This window comes from Arthrobacter sp. K410C (assembly GCF_059090105.1).
Genome location: NZ_JBNHFJ010000010.1, coordinates 81047 through 102284 on the forward strand (window position 1 = coordinate 81047; position 21238 = coordinate 102284).

At 66.5% G+C, this 21238-nt stretch carries 21 protein-coding genes and 1 pseudogene; 16 read left to right on the forward strand and 6 right to left on the reverse strand.

The features are described from left to right. Positions 1-45: 45 nt before the first annotated feature. On the forward strand, positions 46-1116 hold the full coding sequence (locus AC5RU7_RS14730; protein ID WP_494052854.1) for an alkene reductase: 1071 nt from the start codon (positions 46-48) through the stop codon (positions 1114-1116). Between the two features lie 232 nt (positions 1117-1348). On the opposite strand, the gene AC5RU7_RS14735 is transcribed toward AC5RU7_RS14730, so the two are convergent. Then, the gene (locus tag AC5RU7_RS14735) at positions 1349-1645 is read right to left on the reverse strand and encodes a hypothetical protein (RefSeq protein WP_494011654.1); all 297 of its coding nucleotides are present in this window, start codon (positions 1643-1645) and stop codon (positions 1349-1351) included. Between the two features lie 168 nt (positions 1646-1813). Here AC5RU7_RS14735 and AC5RU7_RS14740 point away from each other — a divergent pair. Then, a pseudogene (locus tag AC5RU7_RS14740) lies at positions 1814-4191 on the forward strand (Tex family protein). A gap of 12 nt (positions 4192-4203) precedes the next feature. Here AC5RU7_RS14740 and AC5RU7_RS14745 read toward each other — a convergent pair. Next, positions 4204-5001: a ZIP family metal transporter gene (locus AC5RU7_RS14745; protein ID WP_494052855.1), complete on the reverse strand. Its 798-nt coding sequence runs from the start codon at positions 4999-5001 to the stop codon at positions 4204-4206. Positions 5002-5100: 99 nt separating this feature from the next. On the opposite strand from AC5RU7_RS14745, the gene AC5RU7_RS14750 reads away from it, so the two are divergent. The 10 genes from AC5RU7_RS14750 (at position 5101) to AC5RU7_RS14795 (ending at position 14514) form a co-directional block, all read left to right on the forward strand. Further along, positions 5101-5424: a hypothetical protein gene (locus tag AC5RU7_RS14750; protein ID WP_494052856.1), complete on the forward strand. Its 324-nt coding sequence runs from the start codon at positions 5101-5103 to the stop codon at positions 5422-5424. Positions 5425-6007: 583 nt separating this feature from the next. Then, complete coding sequence (locus AC5RU7_RS14755; protein ID WP_494011650.1) at positions 6008-6859, forward strand: glycosyltransferase family 2 protein; 852 nt, start codon at positions 6008-6010, stop codon at positions 6857-6859. Between the two features lies 1 nt (position 6860). Beyond that, positions 6861-7856 carry a glycosyltransferase family 2 protein gene (locus AC5RU7_RS14760; protein ID WP_494011649.1) on the forward strand — a complete coding sequence of 332 codons (996 nt, stop codon included), beginning with the start codon at positions 6861-6863 and terminating at the stop codon, positions 7854-7856. A gap of 84 nt (positions 7857-7940) precedes the next feature. Next, the gene (locus tag AC5RU7_RS14765) at positions 7941-9032 is read left to right on the forward strand and encodes a hypothetical protein (RefSeq protein ID WP_494052857.1); all 1092 of its coding nucleotides are present in this window, start codon (positions 7941-7943) and stop codon (positions 9030-9032) included. Positions 9033-9044: 12 nt separating this feature from the next. After that, positions 9045-9857 (forward strand): glycosyltransferase family 2 protein, encoded by an 813-nt coding sequence (locus AC5RU7_RS14770; RefSeq protein ID WP_494011647.1) that lies wholly within the window; start codon positions 9045-9047, stop codon positions 9855-9857. Continuing rightward, a complete protein-coding gene (locus tag AC5RU7_RS14775; protein WP_494011646.1) occupies positions 9854-11137 on the forward strand; it encodes a lipopolysaccharide biosynthesis protein in 1284 nt (427 codons plus the stop codon). Before AC5RU7_RS14770 ends, AC5RU7_RS14775 begins: the two co-directional genes overlap by 4 nt. Next, complete coding sequence (locus AC5RU7_RS14780) at positions 11134-12915, forward strand: glycosyltransferase (protein ID WP_494052858.1); 1782 nt, start codon at positions 11134-11136, stop codon at positions 12913-12915. The genes AC5RU7_RS14775 and AC5RU7_RS14780 overlap by 4 nt, the downstream gene beginning before the upstream one ends. Further along, complete coding sequence (locus tag AC5RU7_RS14785) at positions 12912-13250, forward strand: hypothetical protein (protein WP_494052859.1); 339 nt, start codon at positions 12912-12914, stop codon at positions 13248-13250. Before AC5RU7_RS14780 ends, AC5RU7_RS14785 begins: the two co-directional genes overlap by 4 nt. Then, complete coding sequence (locus AC5RU7_RS14790) at positions 13247-13462, forward strand: hypothetical protein (RefSeq protein ID WP_494052860.1); 216 nt, start codon at positions 13247-13249, stop codon at positions 13460-13462. The genes AC5RU7_RS14785 and AC5RU7_RS14790 overlap by 4 nt, the downstream gene beginning before the upstream one ends. Further along, positions 13459-14514, forward strand: coding sequence for a metallophosphoesterase family protein (locus AC5RU7_RS14795; RefSeq protein WP_494052861.1), 1056 nt, complete (start codon positions 13459-13461; stop codon positions 14512-14514). The genes AC5RU7_RS14790 and AC5RU7_RS14795 overlap by 4 nt, the downstream gene beginning before the upstream one ends. Here the strand turns inward: AC5RU7_RS14795 and AC5RU7_RS14800 are convergent. From AC5RU7_RS14800 to AC5RU7_RS14810, 3 genes are all read right to left on the reverse strand, one after another. Next, complete coding sequence (locus AC5RU7_RS14800; protein WP_494011641.1) at positions 14511-14906, reverse strand: DUF1622 domain-containing protein; 396 nt, start codon at positions 14904-14906, stop codon at positions 14511-14513. The two genes, AC5RU7_RS14795 and AC5RU7_RS14800, sit on opposite strands and share 4 nt — an antisense overlap. Before the next feature lie 73 nt (positions 14907-14979). After that, on the reverse strand, positions 14980-15840 hold the full coding sequence (locus AC5RU7_RS14805; RefSeq protein ID WP_494052862.1) for an NAD-dependent epimerase/dehydratase family protein: 861 nt from the start codon (positions 15838-15840) through the stop codon (positions 14980-14982). Between the two features lie 2 nt (positions 15841-15842). Then, positions 15843-16748, reverse strand: a complete 906-nt coding sequence (locus tag AC5RU7_RS14810; protein ID WP_494052863.1) for an MSMEG_6728 family protein — start codon at positions 16746-16748, stop codon at positions 15843-15845. Between the two features lie 157 nt (positions 16749-16905). On the opposite strand from AC5RU7_RS14810, the gene AC5RU7_RS14815 reads away from it, so the two are divergent. Then, a complete protein-coding gene (locus tag AC5RU7_RS14815) occupies positions 16906-17493 on the forward strand; it encodes a hypothetical protein (protein WP_494052864.1) in 588 nt (195 codons plus the stop codon). A gap of 144 nt (positions 17494-17637) precedes the next feature. On the opposite strand, the gene AC5RU7_RS14820 is transcribed toward AC5RU7_RS14815, so the two are convergent. Then, positions 17638-18285 (reverse strand): transglycosylase family protein, encoded by a 648-nt coding sequence (locus tag AC5RU7_RS14820; RefSeq protein ID WP_494052865.1) that lies wholly within the window; start codon positions 18283-18285, stop codon positions 17638-17640. Positions 18286-18556: 271 nt separating this feature from the next. Between AC5RU7_RS14820 and AC5RU7_RS14825 the strand changes: the two genes are divergently transcribed. From AC5RU7_RS14825 to AC5RU7_RS14835, 3 genes are all read left to right on the forward strand, one after another. After that, positions 18557-19618, forward strand: coding sequence for an adenosine deaminase (locus AC5RU7_RS14825; protein ID WP_494052866.1), 1062 nt, complete (start codon positions 18557-18559; stop codon positions 19616-19618). 261 nt (positions 19619-19879) lie between these two features. Continuing rightward, the gene (locus AC5RU7_RS14830) at positions 19880-20800 is read left to right on the forward strand and encodes a pullulanase X25 domain-containing protein (protein ID WP_494052867.1); all 921 of its coding nucleotides are present in this window, start codon (positions 19880-19882) and stop codon (positions 20798-20800) included. A gap of 109 nt (positions 20801-20909) precedes the next feature. Then, on the forward strand, positions 20910-21236 hold the full coding sequence (locus AC5RU7_RS14835) for an acylphosphatase (RefSeq protein WP_494052868.1): 327 nt from the start codon (positions 20910-20912) through the stop codon (positions 21234-21236). Positions 21237-21238 lie beyond the last annotated feature (2 nt).

Consider the following 21238-nt stretch of genomic DNA (forward strand, 5'->3'; position numbering starts at 1 on the left):
AGTTGGCATGGGCAGTACGTCTTTAGCCTTCGAAAGGAACTGCGCATGCTGTTTTCCCCTCTCACCCTCGGCGAGCTTGAACTTCCCAACCGCCTGGTCATGGCGCCGTTGACCCGGCTCCGCTCCGGTGAGGAAGGCGTCCCCGGCCCGCTCGTCGCAGAACACTACCGCCAGCGCGCCTCCCTGGGCCTGATCGTCAGCGAAGGCACCTACCCCAGCCCCGCGGGCCGCTCCTACCCGGGCCAGCCCGGCATCTTCACCAAGGAACAGATCGCAGGCTGGCAGAAGGTCACGGACGCCGTGCACGCCGAAGGCGGCTTCATGTTCGCGCAGATCATGCATGGCGGGCGGGTTTCGCACCCGGACATCACCGGAGGCCACCAGCTTGTGGCGCCCAGCGCCGTCGCCATCGAGGGTGACGTCCGGACCCCCTCCGGAAAGCAGCCGTACCCGGTTCCGCACGCCCTCACCACCGACGAACTGCCCCTGCTGATCCAGGAAATCGTCGATGCCTCGCTGAACGCCATCGAGGCCGGCTTCGACGGCGTGGAGCTGCACTCCGCCAACGGCTACCTGCTCCATGAATTCCTGGCACCCAACTCGAACGTCCGTAACGACAGCTACGGCGGCTCGCCGGAAAACCGGGCCCGCTTCGTCATCGAGACGGTCAACGCTGTGGTGGCAGCGCTGGGCGCCAACCGCGTGGGCATCCGCATTTCCCCGGAACACAACGTGCAGGGCATCGCCGAAACCGATCCGGCGGACGTGCGCGCCACCTACGAAGTCCTGGTGGACAGCATCGCCCCGCTCAACCTCGCCTACCTGAGCATCCTGCACCACGAACCCGCCGGTGAACTCGTCCAGGACCTCCGCGCCCGCTTCGGCGGCACCTTCCTGGTCAACACGGGCTTCGGTGTGGTCACCACCCGGGAAGAGGCGGTAAACCTGATTGCCGACGGCCACGCCGACGCCGTGGTGGTGGGCCGGCCTGCCATCGCCAACCCGGACCTGGCGCGGCGCTGGAAGGAAGCACTTCCGCTCAACGAGCTGGATGCCTCCACCTTTTACGCAGAAGGCGCCAAGGGGTACATCGACTACCCCGCCTACCAGGGCTAGCCGGCCCGGACACATGGCGACGGCGGCACCTGCAAGTGGGTGCCGCCGTCGTTGCTGCTCGGTGTGCTGTCCCGGCAGCGGGGCCGGAAGCCATCCGACGACTTCCGACCGACTTACGATTCAGTGTGGCCCGCCGGACTCCTCTGGAAGCCGGCGGTGATCAGATGCTACTCCATCGAATTTACTTTTGCTAGACCTCCGCCACCGTAGCTGCTGCAGCGGCCGAAGGGGCCTACAAAACGGCTTCCCGGCCGGTCCCTTCCCTCATCACCAGCTTGCCGTCCTCGATGGATACGAGCACGCTCTTCGGCTTGCCGGAGACCTTCGTGATCGCCTTGAGCCCGCGGTTCGTCACCTCCACGCCCACCTGGGCGCCCTTCGCCGGCAGTTCCACGGACACCTCCGACGCTATGCCAAGGATCGGATTGGTGGACACCCCAAGGTCCCGCCGCGCCTGTTTCCCGTTCACCGTCACGGTGATATTGGCTTCCTCGAACCCCTCCTGAAACACAATCAGCAGTTCCCGCATGGCGGCCTCTTCCTTGAGCTTTGTTGTCCCAGTGACGGCACCTCCACTACAGCACTTTGCGGGCGTGAGCGGAATACCCGCGCCGGGCCCCACCCCCCATGCTCCGTTCCTGCGCCGGCAGCGGTGGAGCGGCGCAGGCGGGTAAGGCAAGATGTTCTGGTGACTCAACTGCCCCAAGCACCCACGTCCGTTCCTTCTGCAGCGCCAACTGCCGGCGACGCCATTTACGCCCAAATCGCCACTGAGCTGGGCGTCAAGGCATGGCAGGTTAAGGCCGCGGTGGAACTGCTCGACGGCGGGTCCACCGTCCCGTTCATCGCCCGGTACCGCAAGGAAGCCACCGGGACCCTGGACGATACCCAGCTCCGCGACCTTGAGGAGCGCCTGCGCTACCTCCGCGAGCTCGCGGACCGCCGTCGCACCGTCCTGGAAGCGGTGGAGGCACAGGGCCAGCTGACCCCCGAGCTGAAGAAGGCGATCCTCGCCGCGGACACCAAGTCCCGGCTGGAGGACATCTACCTGCCGTTCAAGTCCAAGCGGCGCACCAAGGCGCAGATCGCCCGGGAAGCAGGTTTGGAACCGCTGGCCGAGGCCCTCCTCAAGCGGCCGGACCTGCACCCTGAGCGGGAGGCTGCAAAGTATCTCAACACCGAGCATGCGATCGGCGACGCCGCCGCTGCGCTCGCCGGTGCCCGCGCCATCCTGGTGGAACGCGTGGCGCAGGATCCCGACCTGGCCGCCACCCTGCGCGAGCGGCTCTGGACCCAGGGCCGTATGGTTTCCCGCGTGAAGAAGGGCAAGGAAGCGGACGGCCAGAAGTTCGCGGACTATTTCGAGTTCGCGCAGGCTCCCTCCGGCATGCCGTCGCACCGGGTCCTCGCGCTGCTGCGCGGTGAGAAAGACGGCATCCTCGAGCTCGACCTTGCCGAGGCAGATCCCGCAGACGACGACGCCCTCACCGCCGCCCGCTCCCGGTACGAGTCCGCGGTTGCCAGGTGCCTCGGGGTCGCCGACCGCGGCCGGCCCGCCGACGCGTGGCTGATGCAGACCGCACAGGTGGCGTGGCGGTCCCGCGTGCTGGCCCGCCTCACGGCAGACCTCCGCGGCAGGATGTTCGCCGAAGCCGAGGACGAAGCCGTCCGCGTATTCGCCGCCAACCTGCGCGACGTTCTCCTCGCAGCTCCCGCCGGCAACCGTGCCACGCTCGGCCTAGACCCGGGCCTGCGCACGGGGGTCAAAGTGGCTGTGGTGGATGGCACCGGAAAAGTGGTGGCCACCGACACCGTGTACCCGCACGCCCCCGCCAGGAAGTGGGACGAAGCCCTGGCCACCCTGGTGAAGCTGGCGCGCCAGCACGCCGTCGAACTCGTGGCCATCGGCAACGGCACCGCGTCCCGGGAGACGGACAAGCTCGCCGCCGAGCTGATCAAGCTCCTGCCGGACGTGGACCGTAAGCCGCAGAAGCTGGTGGTGTCCGAAGCGGGCGCGTCCGTGTACTCGGCATCAGCGCTCGCAGCCGCCGAACTGCCGGGCATGGATGTTTCGCTGCGTGGGGCGGTGTCCATTGCGCGGCGGCTCCAGGATCCGCTCGCGGAACTGGTGAAGATCGACCCCAAATCCATCGGCGTGGGGCAGTACCAGCATGACGTGACGGCATCGAAGCTGGACCGCAGCCTCGATGCCGTGGTGGAGGACTGCGTCAACGCCGTCGGGGTGGACGTCAACACCGCTTCACCCGCGCTCCTCAGCCGGGTGGCCGGCGTCGGGCCCCTGCTGAGCGAAAACATCGTGGCCTATCGGAACGAGCACGGCCCGTTCGCCCGGCGCGCCGACCTGAAGAAGGTGCCCCGGCTCGGTGCCAAGGCTTTTGAGCAGTGCGCGGGCTTCCTGCGGATCACCGGGGGAGCGGAGCCGCTGGACGCGTCCAGCGTCCATCCGGAGTCCTATGCGGTGGCGCGGAAGATCCTGGTTGCGGCCGGGTCCGCGCCCGCTTCCTCCCTGGATGCCAGGGACTTTGTGGACGATACCTTCGGCCTGCCCACCGTCACCGACATCCTGGCCGAACTGGACAAGCCCGGCCGGGATCCGCGCCCTGCCTTTGCTGCCGCCACCTTCTCCGAGGGCATTGAAAAAATTTCAGACCTGAAGCCGGGGATGGTGCTCGAGGGCACCGTGACCAACGTCGCGGCGTTCGGAGCGTTCGTGGACGTTGGCGTCCACCAAGACGGGCTGGTCCACGTATCCGCCCTGGCCAACCGGTTCGTGTCAGATCCCCGGGAGGTAGTTAAGTCCGGCCAGGTGGTCCGGGTGAAGGTTCTGGAGGCTGACCCGGAGCGTAAGCGGATCTCCCTGACGTTAAGGCTCGACGACGAACCCGCGGCGGGCGGGAAGGGCGCGCGGGGTGCCGGTGCGGGCAAGCCCGCTGCGGAGAGGTCGGACGGACGGCGCCAGCCTGCCGGGCGTGCGGCCGTGGATCGTCGTCGAAGCCCGAACCCGTGAACACAGCCATGGCAGAAGCGCTCCGCAGGGCAGGGCTGGGGAAATAGGCCGGTATCGGCTTAGGCCAGGGACAGGACGAAGGCCAGGACGAATCCGCCCGCCGTGCTGAGGGCCACCGCGGGGCCGCCGTGTTCATAGGCTTCCGGCATGAGTGTGTCCGCGAGGGATGCGATGACGGCGCCGGCGGCGAAGGCCAACGGTATGGAGATGGCCTCGGGGTCTGTCCCGGACAGCGGCCCCGCACCGACAACAACTGCGATGACCAGCAGGGCCGCGCACCCCAGCCAAAGACCCAGGATGGTGCCCGTTGAGCGTCCCTGGCTTCGCATGGATGCTGAGCCAACCAGGGCCTCGGGGAAGTTGGAGACAAAGATTGCCGCGAGCAGGGCCAGCCCACCGGTGCCTTCTCCCAGCGCGATTCCCAGGGCAACGTTCTCCGGGACGCCATCCAAGGTGACCGCGGCCAACAAAGCCAGCCCTGCCGCTCCCCGTGTTGAGGCAGAAGTGGCATGTTTATCTGACGCGGCGGCATCCGTATCGAGCTTGGCGCTCCCTTCGAACTCGTCCGCAGGTGTCGCCTGCTCCTGCTTTCCGGGCTGCGCCCACCGGTCCAACAGAGCGCTGAGGACCGTGAACACCACTGCGCCACCTATCAGCCCGATGGCTGCGCGGATGATCCCGCCATGTTCATATGCATCCTCGAACAGTTCGAAAGCCAGGGCGGTCATCAGTGCACCGGCGGCGAAGGCCAGCAGCATAGCCAGGAGGCGCTTGGGCAGCTCAAACCGGACACCAATAAAGGCACCCAGAATCAGTGCACTGGATGCTATGACGCCGAACCACAGCGACATCAACATGCGGTAAGTATAGGAGGGCCGCATTGACGTGGGAAGACGTTGTGCGAGAGGGCGTGCGCGGACTTTCGGCAGCGTGGGCCTATCTGCAAAGGTGGATCCATGACCTATTTCCTGGAGTACACCATCCCTGCCGCGTCCGATGATGCCGAGTTTGCGTTTCCCTACGATGAGATCAACTCCGGCACCACCGTTCCTCTGACCCAGACCGGCGCCGAGGTGGTACACACCACCGAGCTTCCCGCCCGTACCGGCATCATCGGCGCCACTGTGCCGGAGGCCAAGCTTGAAGCTGAACAGCTGATCACGCACAGCCGGGCCTCAGAGGCGAGCCTGTACTTCGATCCCTCCAATTCACTGCAGCCGGGCGTTGGCACGCTGGTGGCCACCTTCAGCGAGGGGCAGGGCTGGCGCGACGTCGCCTGACCCCCGCGGGCTGGAAGTCAACGCCTGCCGGTGACTACCGCCGGTCCGTGACTATGCGCGGCGCCCGAACCGGCTGCGCACCCCGGGAGAATAGAGGACCGACTCCGGCGGGCCGCTGACTCTGATCCCGGCGGCTTCCACGAGGCCATCGCGCAGCGTGTAGCCGCGGGCGCCGTTGCCCGTGGTCCCTGGAGCACTCCAATGGTGGTGTTGTATCCGCGACCAGAATCCGATGGCCCACCCATGACCTACCGTCGAGCCGCCGCAACCTACCTCTTCGCCGCAACCTACCTCTTCATGGCGGGGTACCCACCCTACCTAACTTGCGCATGGGACAAGTCCCCCAATGTACAGCACGGATTGCTGGGCCCGGCCCCTGCCCTCCTAGCTCCCGGAGCAGGCAATTCCCTCCAGTAGAACGCGACTAAAAAGGCGAGTACTCATTACTGGTGATTAGCCGCCGGGGCAACCATAAGCTCAACCTACCCCGGGCCAAGGAACTGACCAAGGCCCAACAAGCGCTGACTCAGCAGTGCTTCCCCGTTGGCCAGAGTTCTCCACACGCCATGAAGAGGTGAGGCATATGTCTATCTCCACCCAGCCACCCATTTCGCTCTCGAAGCTCGCAGCAGCGCCGGTGCGGGCATCGATCAGCGTGGTCATCCCGACCTTGAACGAGGCCCAGAACATTCCCTGGGTCCTTCGGCGGATGCCGCTGTACGTCGATGAGGTGGTAATCGTCGACGGCCGGTCAACGGACAACACCGTCGGAGTGGCGCGGGCAGTGCGCCAGGACATCGTGGTGGTGGATGAGAAGCGCAAGGGCAAGGGGGTGGCGCTAAGGTCAGGATTTGCTGCCGCAACCGGTGACATCATCGTCATGCTGGACGCGGACGGAAGCATGGATCCGCAGGAAATCGGCTGGTTCGTTTCCCCACTGCAGCATGACTATGACTTCGTCAAAGGTTCCCGCTACGTCACGGGCGGGGGATCGGAGGACCTGACGTGGCTGCGGCGCACAGGAAACCGTGCGCTGACCGGGCTGGCCAACGCGGTTCTGCACAGCAACTATTCCGACCTTTGCTACGGCTACATTGCCTTCCGGCGGGAGTGCCTGGATGTCCTGCAGCTGGAATCCGACGGCTTCGAAATCGAGACCGAGCTGATCGTCCGGGCCGCCAGGGCCGGCCTTCGAATCGCCGAGGTTCCCAGCTTCGAGCTGGACCGCATCTCCGGGGTGTCGAACCTCCAGACCTTCCGGGACGGCTGGCGGGTCCTGGGGACAATGGCGCATGAGTGCCTCCTGTGGGATTCCCCCACCGCCGGCGCGCGGCCCGAGGCGCTGCGCCGGGTGAAGTACGCCTACACCAGCGTGAGCTTCCCGCGGACACCCACCGATCCGCTGAGTGTTCTTCCCGTGGTGAGCGTGGCCTGACATGGAGTACATACCTTCCCCGACTGTCTCAGTGATCATCTGCGCCTACACTGCTGAGCGCTGGGACTGGCTGCTGGATGTCATCGAGTCCCTTCGGGCGCAGACCTTCGCACCGAAGGAAGTCCTGGTGGTCATCGACCACAATGAGGAACTTTACGAGCGGCTGGCCAAGACTGTTGACGACGTCACTGTCGCAAGGAACACCGGCCCGCGAGGGCTCTCCGGTGCCCGTAACACCGGCGTGGGCCTGGCCGACTCGGACGTTGTCGCCTTCCTCGATGACGATGCCGTGGCGGCACCGGACTGGCTAGAACGCCTGATGGCCCTTTATGACGATCCCGAGGTGCTGGGCGTGGGCGGCCGGGTGGAGCCTCTCTGGGAAGCGGGACGGCCCGGCTTCTTTGGAGAAGAGCTCGACTGGATTGTCGGCTGCAGCCACCGGGGCTTGCCACGGGTGGCATCCGAAGTCAGGAACGTCATCGGTGCCAACATGTCCTTCCGGCTTGATGTCATCAGAACGGTGGGCGGTTTCAACCACTCCCTGGGCCGGCGCGGCTCCACTCCATTGGGGTGCGAGGAGACGGAGATCTGCATCCGGTCCACGATGGGCTCCCCCGGGAGCCGGATCGTCTACGAGCCGGCAGCGCTGGTGCGCCACCACGTGCCTGCAAGCCGGGGAACCGTCCGCTACATGCTTTCAAGGTCCTGGTCGGAGGGAATTTCGAAGGCCCAGGTCAGCCACGTCGTTGGGCACAAGCGGGCCCTCGGCCCGGAACGCCGGTACGTCCGCAGCGTCCTGCCCAAGGCCTTCTTCTCAGGGATCTATGACTGGACCCGCGGAGATCGTTCCGGACTTGGCCGCGCGGCTGCCTTCGTGGCGGTCGTGGCCTACACATCGGCAGGCTACCTCCGCGGACGCCAGCTTGCCCATGTGCCTGGTCGCCCCCTGAACCGGCCGGTCCTGGCCGGAGTGAGTCCATGGCGGGACGTGCAGTGAACGTCGTCGGCAAGGCTCGGGGGCCGACACCGTCCAGTCCAGCAACACGATCCGACCAACACACCATCCAGACAGGGGACGAACATGCGCACTAGACAGAACAAAGCACTCAACTTTGACATCCATGGCCGCATCAACATCAGCGTTGATGCACAGGCACCGGCAGCCCACCAGCTCAAGACCATGTTGGCGTGTTTCGCCACCGACGCCGAACGGCCAGCCCACATCGTCGTGGATGGCCGGCCGGAGCCGATGCCGGATGCAGGCCACCTTGAGCACGAGCTCGCGTACACGGACAACAGCGTGCGCTTCAATGCCGACCGGGTCCAGGTGGTCCGGGACGCCGAGCAGTGGCGCATCCACGGTCCGGGTGAACTGCTGACGTCGGTAGTGCCTGTCCTCGATGCTGCAATGGTGGAGCGGGGAGCCGCGATGATCCACGCGGCAACCATGGCCTACCGGGGTCACGCGATTGCACTTCCCGCGGCCGGTGGGACCGGCAAGACGAGCACCGCTGCGAAGCTGATGCGGCGCGAAGGATGGTCGTTCATGGGCGACGACTGGGCCTTCCTCGCCGAGGACTCCACCCTGCTCGGTTACGCGAAGCCTATGTTCATCAAGCCACACCACCGGAACATCTATCCGCACCTGTTTGAAGGTGTCCGGAAACCCCTCGTCCCGTCATCGCTCTCGCAGAGCGTCGGCCGCCTCACAACACTGGTACACCCGTACGTCATCCGTTATCCGAGGCTCGCGGACTTCTCCCGCAAGTGGTCGCCCGAGCACCGGATGGTTGACGCAGGAGCGGCATTTCCCGGACGGGAAGTGACCACATCGGCACCACTCGCGGCCTCCATCTACATCGAGCGGTACGAAGGCAGCCATACGCGGATCCTCGAGAAGACCACCGACTGGATGGTCGACCGGATGATGGGCAACTTCCACATCGAGATGGCCGGCTTCTCCCAGCGGGTCGTGACCGGCCTGGCGGCCACGTCCGTCGTCCCCTGGCGCGAGCACTTTGCGGCCAAGGGCCTCGTGCTTAACAAGGCCCTCGACGGCCGCCCCTGCCATCTGCTGCAGGTGCCGGCCGCGTGGTCGGCGGACCAGGCATCCGATGACATTGTCCGCCATCTCGAGGAGCTGCTGCCCGCGGTCCTCGACGAGCAGGCATAAGGGGTGGCGGACGTGGGTCACAGCACTGCCGACGTCACCGCTGTTGTTCCGGCGCGCAACGCGGAGCACCTGCTCCCGCGCTGCCTGGAAGCCCTGCGCAAGTCCGGTGTCGCCGAGATCATCGTGGTGGATGGACTCTCCACCGACCGCACCGTCGAGATCGCCCGGGCAGCAGGAGCCCGGGTGGTGAGCGACGAGGGGCGCGGCCTGCCCTGGGCCCGAACGCTTGGGGTCCGGAGCAGCAACACGCCTTGGGTCCTGCTTGTCGACGCCGACGTCGTCTTCGGCCCGTCGGGGGTGGCCGACCTGCTCCAGGAACTGGTGGAGGACGGCTACGACGCCCTCCAGGCAGGCCTGGAAAGCGTCGCCGGACCTGGCTACTGGGGGCAGGCACTGGCACACCACCACCGCACTGGCCGCAGCCGCAACTGGTTCGGGCTCGTCGCGACGATCGTCGACCGGGAACTGATGATGGGCGTGGGCTTCGACGACTCGTTCAAGTCGGGTGAGGACATCGAACTGCGCTGGCGGATGCGGCAGTCGGGGCTGCGGACGGGTGTATCGCGCAAAGTCTTCGTCGAGCACCGTTTTGCCGCCGACGACTTCGACTTCGCGCTGGACCAGTTCCTCATGGACGGAACTGGGCTGGGAAAGATGATCCGCAAGCATGGCTGGCGCGGGGTCAGGCTGGCTCTGCTGCCCGCCGCCGCCGCGGTTCGCGGCAGCGCCCTGAGCCTCGCCTCCGGCCAGCCCCGGTGGCTGCGGTACTACGCCGCCTTCTGCTGGTACAACTACGCGGGATTGGTGAAGGGTTTCGCATCGTGAGCGATCAGCGGGGTGCTGCAACGGACGTCTCAACAGTCGTCCGGCACTCCGCGCTGCGCAGCTCGCTCGGCCTCATCCTGGCCAAGGCCGCCCAGACCGGCTCAGGTTTCGCTTTCTGGATCGTGGCCGCCCACGCGGCAGCAGCGCGGGAGGTGGGGCTCACCACGGCAGCAGTTTCGGCGGTGCTGATCTGTGCGCAGTTGGCCGTGCTGGGTGCCGGGTCGGCCGTGATTGTCTCCGTGGGTCGGGGAGAGCCGCCGGCCCGGGTACTGGACGCCGCATTCGGCATCGTGGCGCTGGCCAGTACCGTGCTGGCCCTCGGCTACCTCGTGCTGGAGCTGACCGTTGCACCGGAAACGGCGTCGGTATCTGCTCTCTTCTGGCTCATGTTCCTCCTGGCCGCCGTGACAGGGACAATGGGCACGGTGCTGGACCAGGCGCTCGTTGCATTGGGACGAGGTGCCAGCGCCACCCTGAGGTACACCGTGGGCGGCGTGGTCTCGCTCGCGGCTGTGGCCGTTGTGGCCTGGCAGGCGCATCCCGCCCCGGTGGACCTGCTGATGGCCTGCTGGACCCTGGGGACTGCCGTGACAGCCGTCATCGGTGCGGTCCAGCTGCGAAGGCTTATCGGTTATCGGCCGCGGCCCACGCTGCGTCCGGCACATGGCCGTGCCGTGCTCATGCTGGGCATTCCGAACCAGCTCCTGACCCTCAGCGAGCGCGCCCCCGGACTGCTGCTGCCGCTTCTTTTAGCGCATATGGTGGCACCGGAGGCCGCCGCCTACTGGTATCCGGCTTGGATGATGGCATGGGCCGCCTACACAGCCCCGATGCTGATGGGCATCGTCCAGTTTGCGGAGGGCGTGCGGGAGCCTGAACGCCTGGTCGCGACAACCTGGGCCACCCTCCGGTGGTCGCTCGCCGTGGGCGGACTGGCCGCCGTAGTCCTTGTTGTCTTCGCCCGCCCGCTGCTCCATCTGCTGGGGGAGCAATACGCCGACGCGTCTGCCGGTGCTCTTCGGCTGCTGGCGGCCGGCGTGGTCGCGTACGCAGTGCTGCAGGCATACAACGCCGTGTGCCGGGCCCGCGGCCGCTACGTGGAGGCCATCGCAGTCGGCGTAACGCTCGCAGTCGCACTCTGCACCGCTGCGCTCTTGGCTGCCGACAGGGGCTCGAGCGCGATGGCCCTGGCGTGGCTGGTGGTGCTCTCCACCGGGGCCGCGGCGGTGGGTATCAGGCTCCTCGCCATCCTCCGGCGCGTTAAGAAGGAGGTAGCATGACGAGCACGATCGAAGCGACCAGCCGTACTGAAGGCCGCTGGAAGCCACGTGACGTCTGGTGTGCACTGGCCGGCCTCGCGTCACTGGCGCTTGCCTTAGGGGCGGCCTCCGCTGTGGTCCTGCCAGTGGAGAGCGACCTGGGGCTCGCCGCCGAACTCCCGTACCCGTACTGGATTGGGGTCCTGCTTCTGAACGTCACCTTCGTGGTGGCGCTGCGCGGGGATGCCACGGGCCCGGCGGGCCGCCTAGTCATGATGTGGCTCCTCGCGGTGCAAGTGCTCGTGCTGTTTGGGGCCGCAGCGTTCGTGACCGACGTTCCCCGTGGTGAGGTCGCGTTCCGTCACCTCGGGATAACCGATGCACTCGCGGACATGCAGGCGGTGGATCCGAACATCGACGCCTACTTCAACTGGCCCGGGTTCTTCGCCCTCCTGGCCACGATACTTGAGGCAAGCGGTCTTGATCCGGTGACTGTCGCCCTCTGGGCACCAGTGTTCAACGTGGGGCTGTGGCTCCTTGCCGTGGCTGTGTTGTTGCGCTACCTGACCCAGGACCCGCGACGGCGGTGGCTCGCGCTCTGGATCTTCTGCCTCGGAAACTGGCAGGACCAGGACTACCTGTCGCCCCAGGCCTTCGGCTTCTTCCTGTACCTCGTCTTGGCTGTGCTGCTGATCGGCCCGTTGGGCGCGCGTCCTTCACGGTTCCGGGGTTTTCGGCCGGCCAACCTTGCGGTGTGGTGGCGGGAGCGCTCGCCTGTCGACCCCCGGCGGGGGTTCCGGGTGGGTGCCCTCGTGGTAGCACTCCTGCTCATCACAGTTATTTGTGCCAGTCACCAGCTGACGCCCTTTATGCTGCTCCTGGTCATCACCGTTCTTACCCTGAGCGGACATGTGTGGCCCGGCCGGCTGCCCCTTATCGCCGCTATTGTGCTGGTGCTCTGGCTGGTCTATCCCGCCAGCACCTACCTCATTGGGCACCCCCCAATGGAGGACGCAGGACTGTCCGCCGCGGTGGAATCGAACGTCGCTGAGCGCGTGAGCGGAACTCCCGGCCACGTGTTTGTGGTGCAGGTTCGGGTAGTGCTCACCGTCCTGCTGTGGGTCCTCGCAGCGGTGGGCGCCCTGCGCGACTGGCGTAGACGGCGGCTTGATATCAGGGTCGTCCTCTTCGCCGCAGGCCCCCTGCTGCTCTTTCCGGCGCAGATGTACGGAGGAGAGATGCTCATCCGCGTCTCCCTGTTCGCGCTGCCCTTCGTTGCCCTGCTGGTCTGTTCAGCCCTGCTTCCCCAAGAGAGCAGCAACATGCGCCCCTCTTTCCGGATGGTTGGGGTCCTTGTCGTCACCTTCTGCCTGTTGGCCGCGATGACGGTGACAGGCCGGTTCGGGAACGCCGAGTATGACGTCTTCACGGACGATGAGATGGCAGCCGTTGCCACAGCGGAGAGCTTGGCACCGCCTGGAGCAGCAATTCTCTCCGCGGCCCACCCGACGCCGTGGCGCACCGAGACCTACCTCGATCACCCCTACCGGGCAATCGAAGACCTGTGCCGGCAGGACTTGACCGCGGCAACCTGCGGCCCGACCTTCTATGGCTACGCCCGGGAAAACCCAGCCGGCGCCGTCGTGCTTCTCATGCGTTCTGCAGAGGCCAGCCTCGTGCTTCAGGGCGACAGCACCACCGGCAACATGCAGGAGATGGAAGAGTGGCTAAAGGCGCAGGATGGCGTGGAGCTGGTGTTCAGCAACACCGACGCACGCGTGTACCGGGTGACACCATGAGCAGCGGAGTCAGCCGACCCACCCTGGCGCTTGGCCTCGTTGCCATCGCGCTGTCACTGGTAACCCTTGTGGGGCTGCCCGCACCGCTGCAGGCGCTGGCGGCGCTTGCGGTCCTCGTTCTCCTCCCGGGGCAGGCACTGGCACGGCTCACACCGGTGACCGACGCCGCGTTCTTCGCGCTGCTGGTCCTGGCGCTTGGCCTCGCCATGCTCACGGCCGTCTCCGCGGCGATGTTTTACCTCACCGTGTGGTCATGGCAGGCGTGCGTGATCGCGATGGGCGCCATCACTGTCCTTGCCTGCCTGGCACGGGCACGGAAGGAGGCCACGGCATGATCGATCTTCCCGGACTGCTTGCTGCCGCCGCCCTGCTCACCACCCTGGTCGCGCTCGAGGTGCGCCATACCGGACAGGACTCCGGGCAGCCCGCACGAGCGAGGCTCCTCGGCCGGACTGTCAGCCGAACGGTCGGTCGAACCGCAGTCGCCGCCGTTTGGGTGGTTTTCCTGGTCCTTTTCATTCCGCGCGTGTGGGAGCTGATCACATGAGCCGCGCGGCGCGGTGGTGGCTCCTCAGCGACCTCCACCTGGATGTTGCGGATGACGATCCCCGCCACCCCGGCAGGGAACTGCCCGGATTCCTGCGGAACGAGGTGCTTGCGGCTGCGGGGCCGGAGCGGCACGTGGTCTTCGTCGGTGACACATTCGAGCTGGCTGGCTTCAGTGAGGACCAGAGTTTGGCACGGCTCAAGGCCATCCTTGCCCGGCACGATGGCACGTTCCGGGCGCTGCAGGAGTGCGCGGCCCGCGGCGTGCAGCTGCATTTCGTATGCGGCAACCATGACGTGGAGCTGGCCCGGCCAGCGGTTGCCGCCAGCCTAACGGAACTGCTGTCACCACTGGAGCCCACGCGCGTCCGGGTCCACCCCTGGTTCCTGCACGTGCCCCACGTGCTCGTCGCCGAGCACGGGCACCAGCACCACGCCCTGCACCGCATCCCGGAGGTGCTCCGTACTGCGGTCAACGGCACCGACGAGCTGGACCTGCCCCCGCTCGCCGCCTGGCACGCCCAGCCATCGGGTTCACGCCTGAGCCGTGCCGGAGCCGTTGCGCGCGCCTGCCTGGCGTCCGAGCGGGCGGAACGGCGCGTCAGGTCGGGCGCCTACGACGTGCTGCTGAAGACCGAGTCCCGGCGCCTTGCCCTCAACGAGGCCGCCGTTCGGGAACTGGCGCGCCTGTCCAGGTTCCGGACGGTGTCGGCTGTCCCGCGCACCGCCACCCGCATGGTCCTTGCAGCCGCCGGACGCAGCATCGCCAGCGAGGAAGCGCCCGCTGCTGCGGGCCGGTTCGCCCGTACCCTCGAGGCCTACGGTTCCGGGGTGGCCTGGTACATTTCAGCCCACACCCACAGGGCCCTGGAGTCCCCGCTGGAGGACTGCTCCACCCGGTACATTAACACCGGCACGTGGTGTTCTGACGTCCGCGGCCGCGGACCGGACCAGTCGGACCGCCGGGCGTTCCCGTACGCCATGATCGATGTGGCGCCCGGCGGCGCCACCAGCGGCGGCCTGCGGTACTGGCACCCGGCCTCGGGGTCCTAGCCCGCACGTGCCGCGGCAGGATCGCCAGGCTTCGGGGACTCCTTTTGCCACGGCCACCGCCCGGTAATCTCCAGTTCGAGCGAGAAACTGAGGAACGTCCGGATCAGGACGATGACCGCAAGGACGCCCACACTCTCGAAGGTAGGGGTGACGGCCACGGTCCGGATGATGTCGGCCGCCACCAGCAGCTCGAGCCCGAGCAGGATGGATCTGCCCAGCAGTTGCCGGTACAGCCGGTAAAGGCTGAGCTCCTCGTTGCCGGCACGGAGGCGCCGCGGCCGGTATCCGCGAAGCGCCAGGGGGATGGACACCAGGGCGCCGATGACCATGACGGCCACCCCGGCGAAATCGACAAACTCCCCGACCGTCTCGATGATGTGCCGAAAATCCATGCCTGCCCGTTCCGCTCTCCGCCGTGCCCCTGAGCAGCCAGCCTAAACGCCAGGCGGGGGAGCCGCCGGCATTTTACGGATGTCGGACGCCGTTGCCCGCCAGGATGTCCCGGTAGCCCTCGCGGAATGACGGGAACGCGAAGGTGATGCCGGTGCCCCGCAACAGGCTGTTGCTGCAGCGCTTGTTCCCGCCGCGCGCGGGTCCGGCATCACCCACTGGCGGTTCCGGCAGGTCCATGGCGGCAGCCAGGAACCGCAGCACACTACCGAGGTCTGCGGGGTCATCGTCCACGCCGATGTAGACGGGCGCAGGATCGGCGGCCATCGACACCAGGTGGACAATCGCGGCGGCAGCGTCGTCGCGGTGGATCCGGTTGGTGTAGCGGACATCTTCCGGGACAACGGCCGAACCGCTGCGCACCTGGTCGATCAGCCGCGTCCTGCCGGGGCCGTAGATGCCGCCGAGCCGAAGGGACACAGCCGCAGTCCCGGTTCCTGCCAGCCGGGCCCGCAACACTTTTTCGGCTTCCACCAGCACCCGTCCGGAGAATCCACCCGGGGCAGGCGCAGTGCCTTCGTCCACCCAACCGCCGTCTGCGTCACCGTAGACTGCCGTCGAGGAGACAAAAAGCACCCGTGCCGGCCGCACGCCGTCTCGTTCCAAAGCGTCCAGCACGTGCGTGACGCCGCCCAGGTAAGCCGCCCGGTACGCGTCCTCCGTCGGAGCGTCGGCAGCAACGGCAATCACGACGGCGGTGGTGTCCTTGGGGACGGTCGGAAGGTCCGGGGCGCCCAGGTCAGCCGCCACACCTTCGATGGCGGCAGGCAGTTTCCCGGGGGAGCGGCGCCAGCCCACCACCCGGTGTCCCAGTGCGGCGAACCGAAGGCCCGCTTCCGTGCCGAGGTCGCCGCAGCCTGCCAGCAGGATGGTCATGCCTAGGGAGCCTCAACGGCGAAGAACACGCGCGGATCCTGGAGGAGGGCCGGGTAGGCGAACGCGGAACGGTCAATAATTTCCGTGACCTCGAAGTGCCGGCCGAACCTGCCGTCCTCAAGGGTGATGGGCCGCCCCACCACCTGTCCCACGGCAAACTTCTGTCCATGTTCGAACGGGACAGCCACCGGTGTCTTGCCCGGAAGCGTGGAAAAGGCCTCCTCCTGCGCCAGCCGTTTGCGGGTGGGCTTCTTCGCCTGCGGCTTGGCCGGGGCCTTCCGCGGTTGCCGCGACGGGCGGCGTGAAGTCTCCTCAAGATAGACGGGGGAGTAGTCCTCGGCGCCGGGCGCGCCGATGCTGCCGCTCACGGGCGGAAGCGCCACCGTGTCCAGCGTCTGGGGATCAACGGCGTCGTGCGGGTCGCGGAGGATCCAAAGAATGTCGCCCTCGGGCTCCCGTGGCAAGAACTCATGCCGGGGTTCCGGCCACACGTAATCCATGTCGGGCACCGCGTCGGGGAAGACCGGGCTGTAAAACTTGGGTTCCTTGTGGACCAGTTTGGAGCGGTGGCTGAGGTGGACGTCCGGATCCCCCAGCCACGGGGGCATAGGAATCTTTCCGGCGTAGTCCGGGTGTGCCGCCTGTGGTGCGAACTCGGTGATGTTCGCTCGCGTGTTGTCCGGGTGCCCGCGCCTGGTCCATTCATCCACCATCGCCAGCCCGTACATGGTCAGCGCCGGGACGTAGCCCATCCACATACGGATGGCCGGGTGGGTCTGCCAGCCGTATCCGGGAATGACCAGGGCGCGGAGCGTCTGGAGCGCCTCGACCCGTTGTTTGCCGAGCCGGGCGGTGTCCAGTGCTGCGGCGCTCTGCCGGAAGTCAGGGTACGGGAGGAAGGTTTGCATTCATTCAGTCTGACGGCACCCGGCGGATGTTCCAATTGCAGTGCCGCCGGCCACAGTGGGAGCCTTGCGGGTGTCCAAATAGTGGACGCATGCATACGGGCGCAGGTTGAAACCACTAAGATCCTCGCAACCACCCCCGCGTTTTGGAAGCTCCCTCATGACACTAACACCTGAAAAGACCCCCGCACATTCCTCCCCCAGCCTGCCCCGTTTCGGGCAGATGCTGGCTCCGGAAGCAAAGGGCATCCTGGTCCTCGATGAGTTCACCATCGATCCCCACGCCGCGCGCAAGGAGCAGCACCGCTTCCGCGACGGCATTGCGGCAGTGGCCAAGACCATGCGCCGCATCGCAGCGCTCCGCGTGGTGATCGCCATTGTGGCCATCGGCAACCTGCCGCTGTTCCTGCTCTCGAGCGGATGGTGGATCTATGCGGTTTCGCTGGCCCTCGTGGTGGGTGTCCACACCGCCGTTACCCTGCTGAACCGGCACGAGCCGCGGATCAAGCAGAAGTCGGCCCTGGAACTGCACATGCACCGGGAACGCAGCGCCAACTACCGCAAGGTCCGGGACGCCGTGAAGTACATGATCGATACCCCCAGCCGGATGAACGAGCACCTTTACCTGGAGCTGCTCGCCGTCAAGCGGGTGGCGCTGAACCTGGCCCATGGCACCGTCGCCCTGCTGGACACGAGCGATGACTCCGCCTGGAAGGTGCGGATCGTCCGCGAGCTGCCAGCCAGCTAAGCGCTGCTGGATTAAGGGAACGACGCCGGCACTCCCCTCGTGGGGCGTGCCGGCGTCGTCTTTGTGGTCAACGGAATTTGTCTATCGCCGACCTGATTGGGAAGCCCGAAGGGCCGGGGCAGTTATGGGCTGCCGGGCAGCTTTCTATGCGGGAAGCTGGAGGACCTGTCCTTCAAAGACAAGGTTCGGGTCCGAGATGGTGTCCAGGTTTGCGTCCGCGAGCTGCTGCCAGCCGCCCTGGATGCCCAGCTTATCCGCCACGATGCTAAGGGTGTCCCCGGCCTGCAGCGTGTAGGTTTCTCCGCTGAGCGCCACCGCTGTTACGTGCTTGGCGGCAGGAACCTGGGTTGCCGGAACGGCCTGGACGTGGGCGGTTTGGACCGGCACCTGCTGCACCGGTGCCTGCTGAATTGGCGCCTGCTGGACCGGTGCGGTCCCGGTGGCGCCGCCGCTCAGGCCGAGCTGCGCAGAACAGGAGGGCCAGGCGCCCCAGCCCTGGGAGGCCTGGACCTGTTCCGCAACGGCGATCTGCTGCTCGCGGCTGGCGTCCGCCGGTGAGCCGGTGCCGCCGTATGCTGACCAGGTGCTGGGGCTGAACTGCAGGCCGCCCGAGTAGCCGTTCCCGGTATCGGTGGCCCAGTTGCCGCCGCTTTCACACTGAGCCAAAGCGTCCCATGTGGAAGTGCTGGTGGTCGCGTTGGCTGCCGTGGCGGAGAGTGCCAGGCCTGCGGCGGAAATAGCTGCCACGGTGGCTCCACGGCGCGCGACAGTACGGAAGGTGGTGTTTTTCATGTGGTGATGCTCCTGAAGGCCACCGGCGCTGGTTCCGTCCCCGGAGATCGTCGCGCCACTGCCCGCCCCTGACAAATAGAGGTCAACTTCGGTGGCTGCCGCTGGGCAGTTCTGGTGGAGGCAGCACCGGGCATTCATGCACCCGCTGGGCGGGTATGCCTTTCACGCTAGGACATGGCCGGAGGGTTATCAAATCGAGATCTGCCGGGAGTGTCGGACCGCCGGTGATCCGCCGGTGGGCGAAATTTTCCCGGGGCACTATCCTGACCGGATGGATAACATTGCCGGCGGCACCGCCGCGCCCGGAATTGAAGCTGACGAATCAGAAGGCGGCGCCCCGGCCCGGGTCCTCCCGGTGGCCGAACTGCACCTGCATATCGAGGGAACATTGCAGCCGGAGCTGATCTTCGCCCTGGCCGAACGCAACGGCATCACGCTGCCGTACTCCGGGCTGGACGAGCTGCGGGAAAAGTACGAGTTCAGTGACCTGCAATCCTTCCTGGACCTGTACTACGCCAACATGGCCGTGCTGCAGACCGAAGAGGACTTTGCTGCGATGACCCACGCCTACCTTGAGCGCGCAGCTGCCGCCGGCGTCCGGCACGCCGAGATCATGATGGACCCGCAGGCGCACCTCTCGCGCGGCATTCCCCTGGAGACCTGCGTCAACGGTGTGGCATCGGTGCTGGCCACGTCCCAGGAGGACTTCGGCATCTCCACCATGCTGATCGCCGCCTTCCTGCGCGACCTCCCCGAGGACTCGGCGCTGGAGGTCCTGGACGGACTGCTCGCCATGGAGGCGCCCATCGGGGCCATCGGCCTGGACTCCGCCGAGGTGGGCAATCCTCCTGCCAAATTCGAACGTCTCTATGCCAAGGCCCGCGAAGCAGGCCTCCGGCTGACCGCGCACGCGGGCGAGGAGGGGCCGGCGTCGTACATCATCGAAGCCCTGGACGTCCTGGGCGTGGAGCGCATCGACCACGGCATCCGCTGCATGGAGGATCCCGACCTGGTGGAGCGCCTGGTGGATGCACGGACCCCGCTCACAGTCTGCCCGCTGTCCAACGTCCGGCTCCGTGCCGTGGACACCCTCGCCGACCACCCGCTGCCGGCCATGCTCGCCGCGGGGCTGAACGTCTCGGTCAATTCTGACGATCCCGCATACTTCGGCGGCTACGTGGACGACAACTTTGCCCAGCTAAAGGCAGTCTTCGATCTCTCCGACTTTGACAAGGCCCGCCTCGCCGCGAACTCCATCCATTCGTCCTTCGCATCCGACGAGCGGAAGGCCGAACTGCTGGAGGAACTGAACGGCGGGGAAGCCACGCCCTGACGCTGCTGTGTCCCAGGCAACAACTGCATGGCAGTGCGGCTAAACTGGGTGCCGCAGGCGTGTCCGGGGACTGCAAGGCGGCACCCATGCCGGCGCTATGAGGGTTATGCAACAGCCCTTACCCGAGACCTTCGCCTCACTTTGATGCGGGATCCGCTTCATAGTCGGTCACGACACGCAGAGTTAACCAATTAAAGTCGCGCGATTTTACGGGCAGTTGGCAAGATGCCTATGACCGATCGCTTTCATAAAAGGGGAATCATGGCCAAGTCCACCGCAGAAAACACTTTCCTTCGACTCAAGACCGTCCTGGATGTCCTGACCGAAGGCGTGTGGTCAGGCGATGCACTGAACGCGGGCCAGGTCCTCGCCGAGGCGACTGCGCGCGTGCCGTTCAACGAGCACGAAGCCGAACTGCTCAGCGGCGGTATTCCCCGCGGCCACAAGACGCTCACCACCGCCACCGCCAAGCTGGTCAAGGCCGGCTGGCTGGTGAAGGGCCGCTCCGGCTGGACCATCACCGAGGACGGCATGCGTGCCACCGTGGCCTACCCCGATGCCGTTTCGTTCGCCACCGCGCTCGACGCCGGCACGCCCGTTCCTGCCGACACCCCGGTTCCCACCGCTCCCGAAGGTTTTGTCCGGAAGGTGAGCGCGGCTCCCGTTGAGCCTGCGGCCAAGGAAGCCCCGGCCAAGAAGACCGCCGCCAGGAAGACCCCCGCCAAGAAGGCAGCAGCCGCTGTGGGCAAGGCGGCGAAGGCACTTGAAGAAGCCGTTGAGCCTGTAGTGAAGGCAGTCAAGGGCAAGACGCCGGCCAAGCAGCCTGTTGCCGCCGGTTCTGTTGCCGCCGAGGCGTTCGAGGGACCGGATGTTGAGACGCACCCGCAGCCCGAAGCCGTGGCCCTTGCCGGTGACTTCAACACCTTCCTGGGCGCACCGGAAAACTGGGCCCCCCAGTACGACGAAGCCCAGATGGAGTTCGACTTCCTGGACCAGCTGTGGAAGAAGAGCGCCGAGTTGCCGGCCGGCTACTACACCTTCAAGATCGCCCTGAACCGCTCATGGGACGAGAACTACGGCGCGTTTGGCACGTTCGACGGCCCCAACCACGAACTGCACCACCCCGGCGGCACGGTCACCATCCGCTACAACCACGCCACCCGCGACATCACCATCAACTAAGCGGTCCGCCCAGCCCAACTGGGTCGCAGCAAATGTCGCTTTGAACGCCTATAACGACACTTACTGCTACCCAGTTGGGGCAGGGCGACGATCCTGAGGAGGTCTACCCATGGCCGGCCACGACGGTTCACCAGCGGGTTCAGCACCGGGTGGTTCCTCGACGGGCACGGTGCGGCTGAGTGCACGCGTGTTCGGCGTGGTGCAAGGGGTTGGCTTCCGTTTCTGGACGATGGGCAAGGCCGAGGAACTAGGCCTGACCGGCGAGGTGCGAAACGTCAGCGACGGCTCGGTTGCCGTGGTCGCGGAGGGCCCTGAGTCGCAGGTCCGTGCACTCCTCGACTGGCTGAAATCCGACCGGACCCCGGGCAGGGTGGAACGCGTCGAGGAGTCCCTGACCGCGGCCGAGGGCGGCTTCCACAGCTTCCGGGCACGCTGACT

What these genes read in the sequence shown, in the direction of transcription:
- AC5RU7_RS14730 (WP_494052854.1), top strand. Translation starts at nt 46, where the DNA reads ATGCTGTTTTCCCCTCTCACCCTCGGCGAGCTTGAACTTCCCAACCGC.
- AC5RU7_RS14735 (WP_494011654.1), bottom strand. Translation starts at nt 1,645, where the DNA reads ATGCGGGAACTGCTGATTGTGTTTCAGGAGGGGTTCGAGGAAGCCAAT.
- AC5RU7_RS14745 (WP_494052855.1), bottom strand. Translation starts at nt 5,001, where the DNA reads ATGTTGATGTCGCTGTGGTTCGGCGTCATAGCATCCAGTGCACTGATT.
- AC5RU7_RS14750 (WP_494052856.1), top strand. Translation starts at nt 5,101, where the DNA reads ATGACCTATTTCCTGGAGTACACCATCCCTGCCGCGTCCGATGATGCC.
- AC5RU7_RS14755 (WP_494011650.1), top strand. Translation starts at nt 6,008, where the DNA reads ATGTCTATCTCCACCCAGCCACCCATTTCGCTCTCGAAGCTCGCAGCA.
- AC5RU7_RS14760 (WP_494011649.1), top strand. Translation starts at nt 6,861, where the DNA reads ATGGAGTACATACCTTCCCCGACTGTCTCAGTGATCATCTGCGCCTAC.
- AC5RU7_RS14765 (WP_494052857.1), top strand. Translation starts at nt 7,941, where the DNA reads ATGCGCACTAGACAGAACAAAGCACTCAACTTTGACATCCATGGCCGC.
- AC5RU7_RS14780 (WP_494052858.1), top strand. Translation starts at nt 11,134, where the DNA reads ATGACGAGCACGATCGAAGCGACCAGCCGTACTGAAGGCCGCTGGAAG.
- AC5RU7_RS14785 (WP_494052859.1), top strand. Translation starts at nt 12,912, where the DNA reads ATGAGCAGCGGAGTCAGCCGACCCACCCTGGCGCTTGGCCTCGTTGCC.
- AC5RU7_RS14790 (WP_494052860.1), top strand. Translation starts at nt 13,247, where the DNA reads ATGATCGATCTTCCCGGACTGCTTGCTGCCGCCGCCCTGCTCACCACC.
- AC5RU7_RS14795 (WP_494052861.1), top strand. Translation starts at nt 13,459, where the DNA reads ATGAGCCGCGCGGCGCGGTGGTGGCTCCTCAGCGACCTCCACCTGGAT.
- AC5RU7_RS14800 (WP_494011641.1), bottom strand. Translation starts at nt 14,906, where the DNA reads ATGGATTTTCGGCACATCATCGAGACGGTCGGGGAGTTTGTCGATTTC.
- AC5RU7_RS14805 (WP_494052862.1), bottom strand. Translation starts at nt 15,840, where the DNA reads ATGACCATCCTGCTGGCAGGCTGCGGCGACCTCGGCACGGAAGCGGGC.
- AC5RU7_RS14810 (WP_494052863.1), bottom strand. Translation starts at nt 16,748, where the DNA reads ATGCAAACCTTCCTCCCGTACCCTGACTTCCGGCAGAGCGCCGCAGCA.
- AC5RU7_RS14815 (WP_494052864.1), top strand. Translation starts at nt 16,906, where the DNA reads ATGACACTAACACCTGAAAAGACCCCCGCACATTCCTCCCCCAGCCTG.
- AC5RU7_RS14820 (WP_494052865.1), bottom strand. Translation starts at nt 18,285, where the DNA reads ATGAAAAACACCACCTTCCGTACTGTCGCGCGCCGTGGAGCCACCGTG.
- AC5RU7_RS14825 (WP_494052866.1), top strand. Translation starts at nt 18,557, where the DNA reads ATGGATAACATTGCCGGCGGCACCGCCGCGCCCGGAATTGAAGCTGAC.
- AC5RU7_RS14830 (WP_494052867.1), top strand. Translation starts at nt 19,880, where the DNA reads ATGGCCAAGTCCACCGCAGAAAACACTTTCCTTCGACTCAAGACCGTC.
- AC5RU7_RS14835 (WP_494052868.1), top strand. Translation starts at nt 20,910, where the DNA reads ATGGCCGGCCACGACGGTTCACCAGCGGGTTCAGCACCGGGTGGTTCC.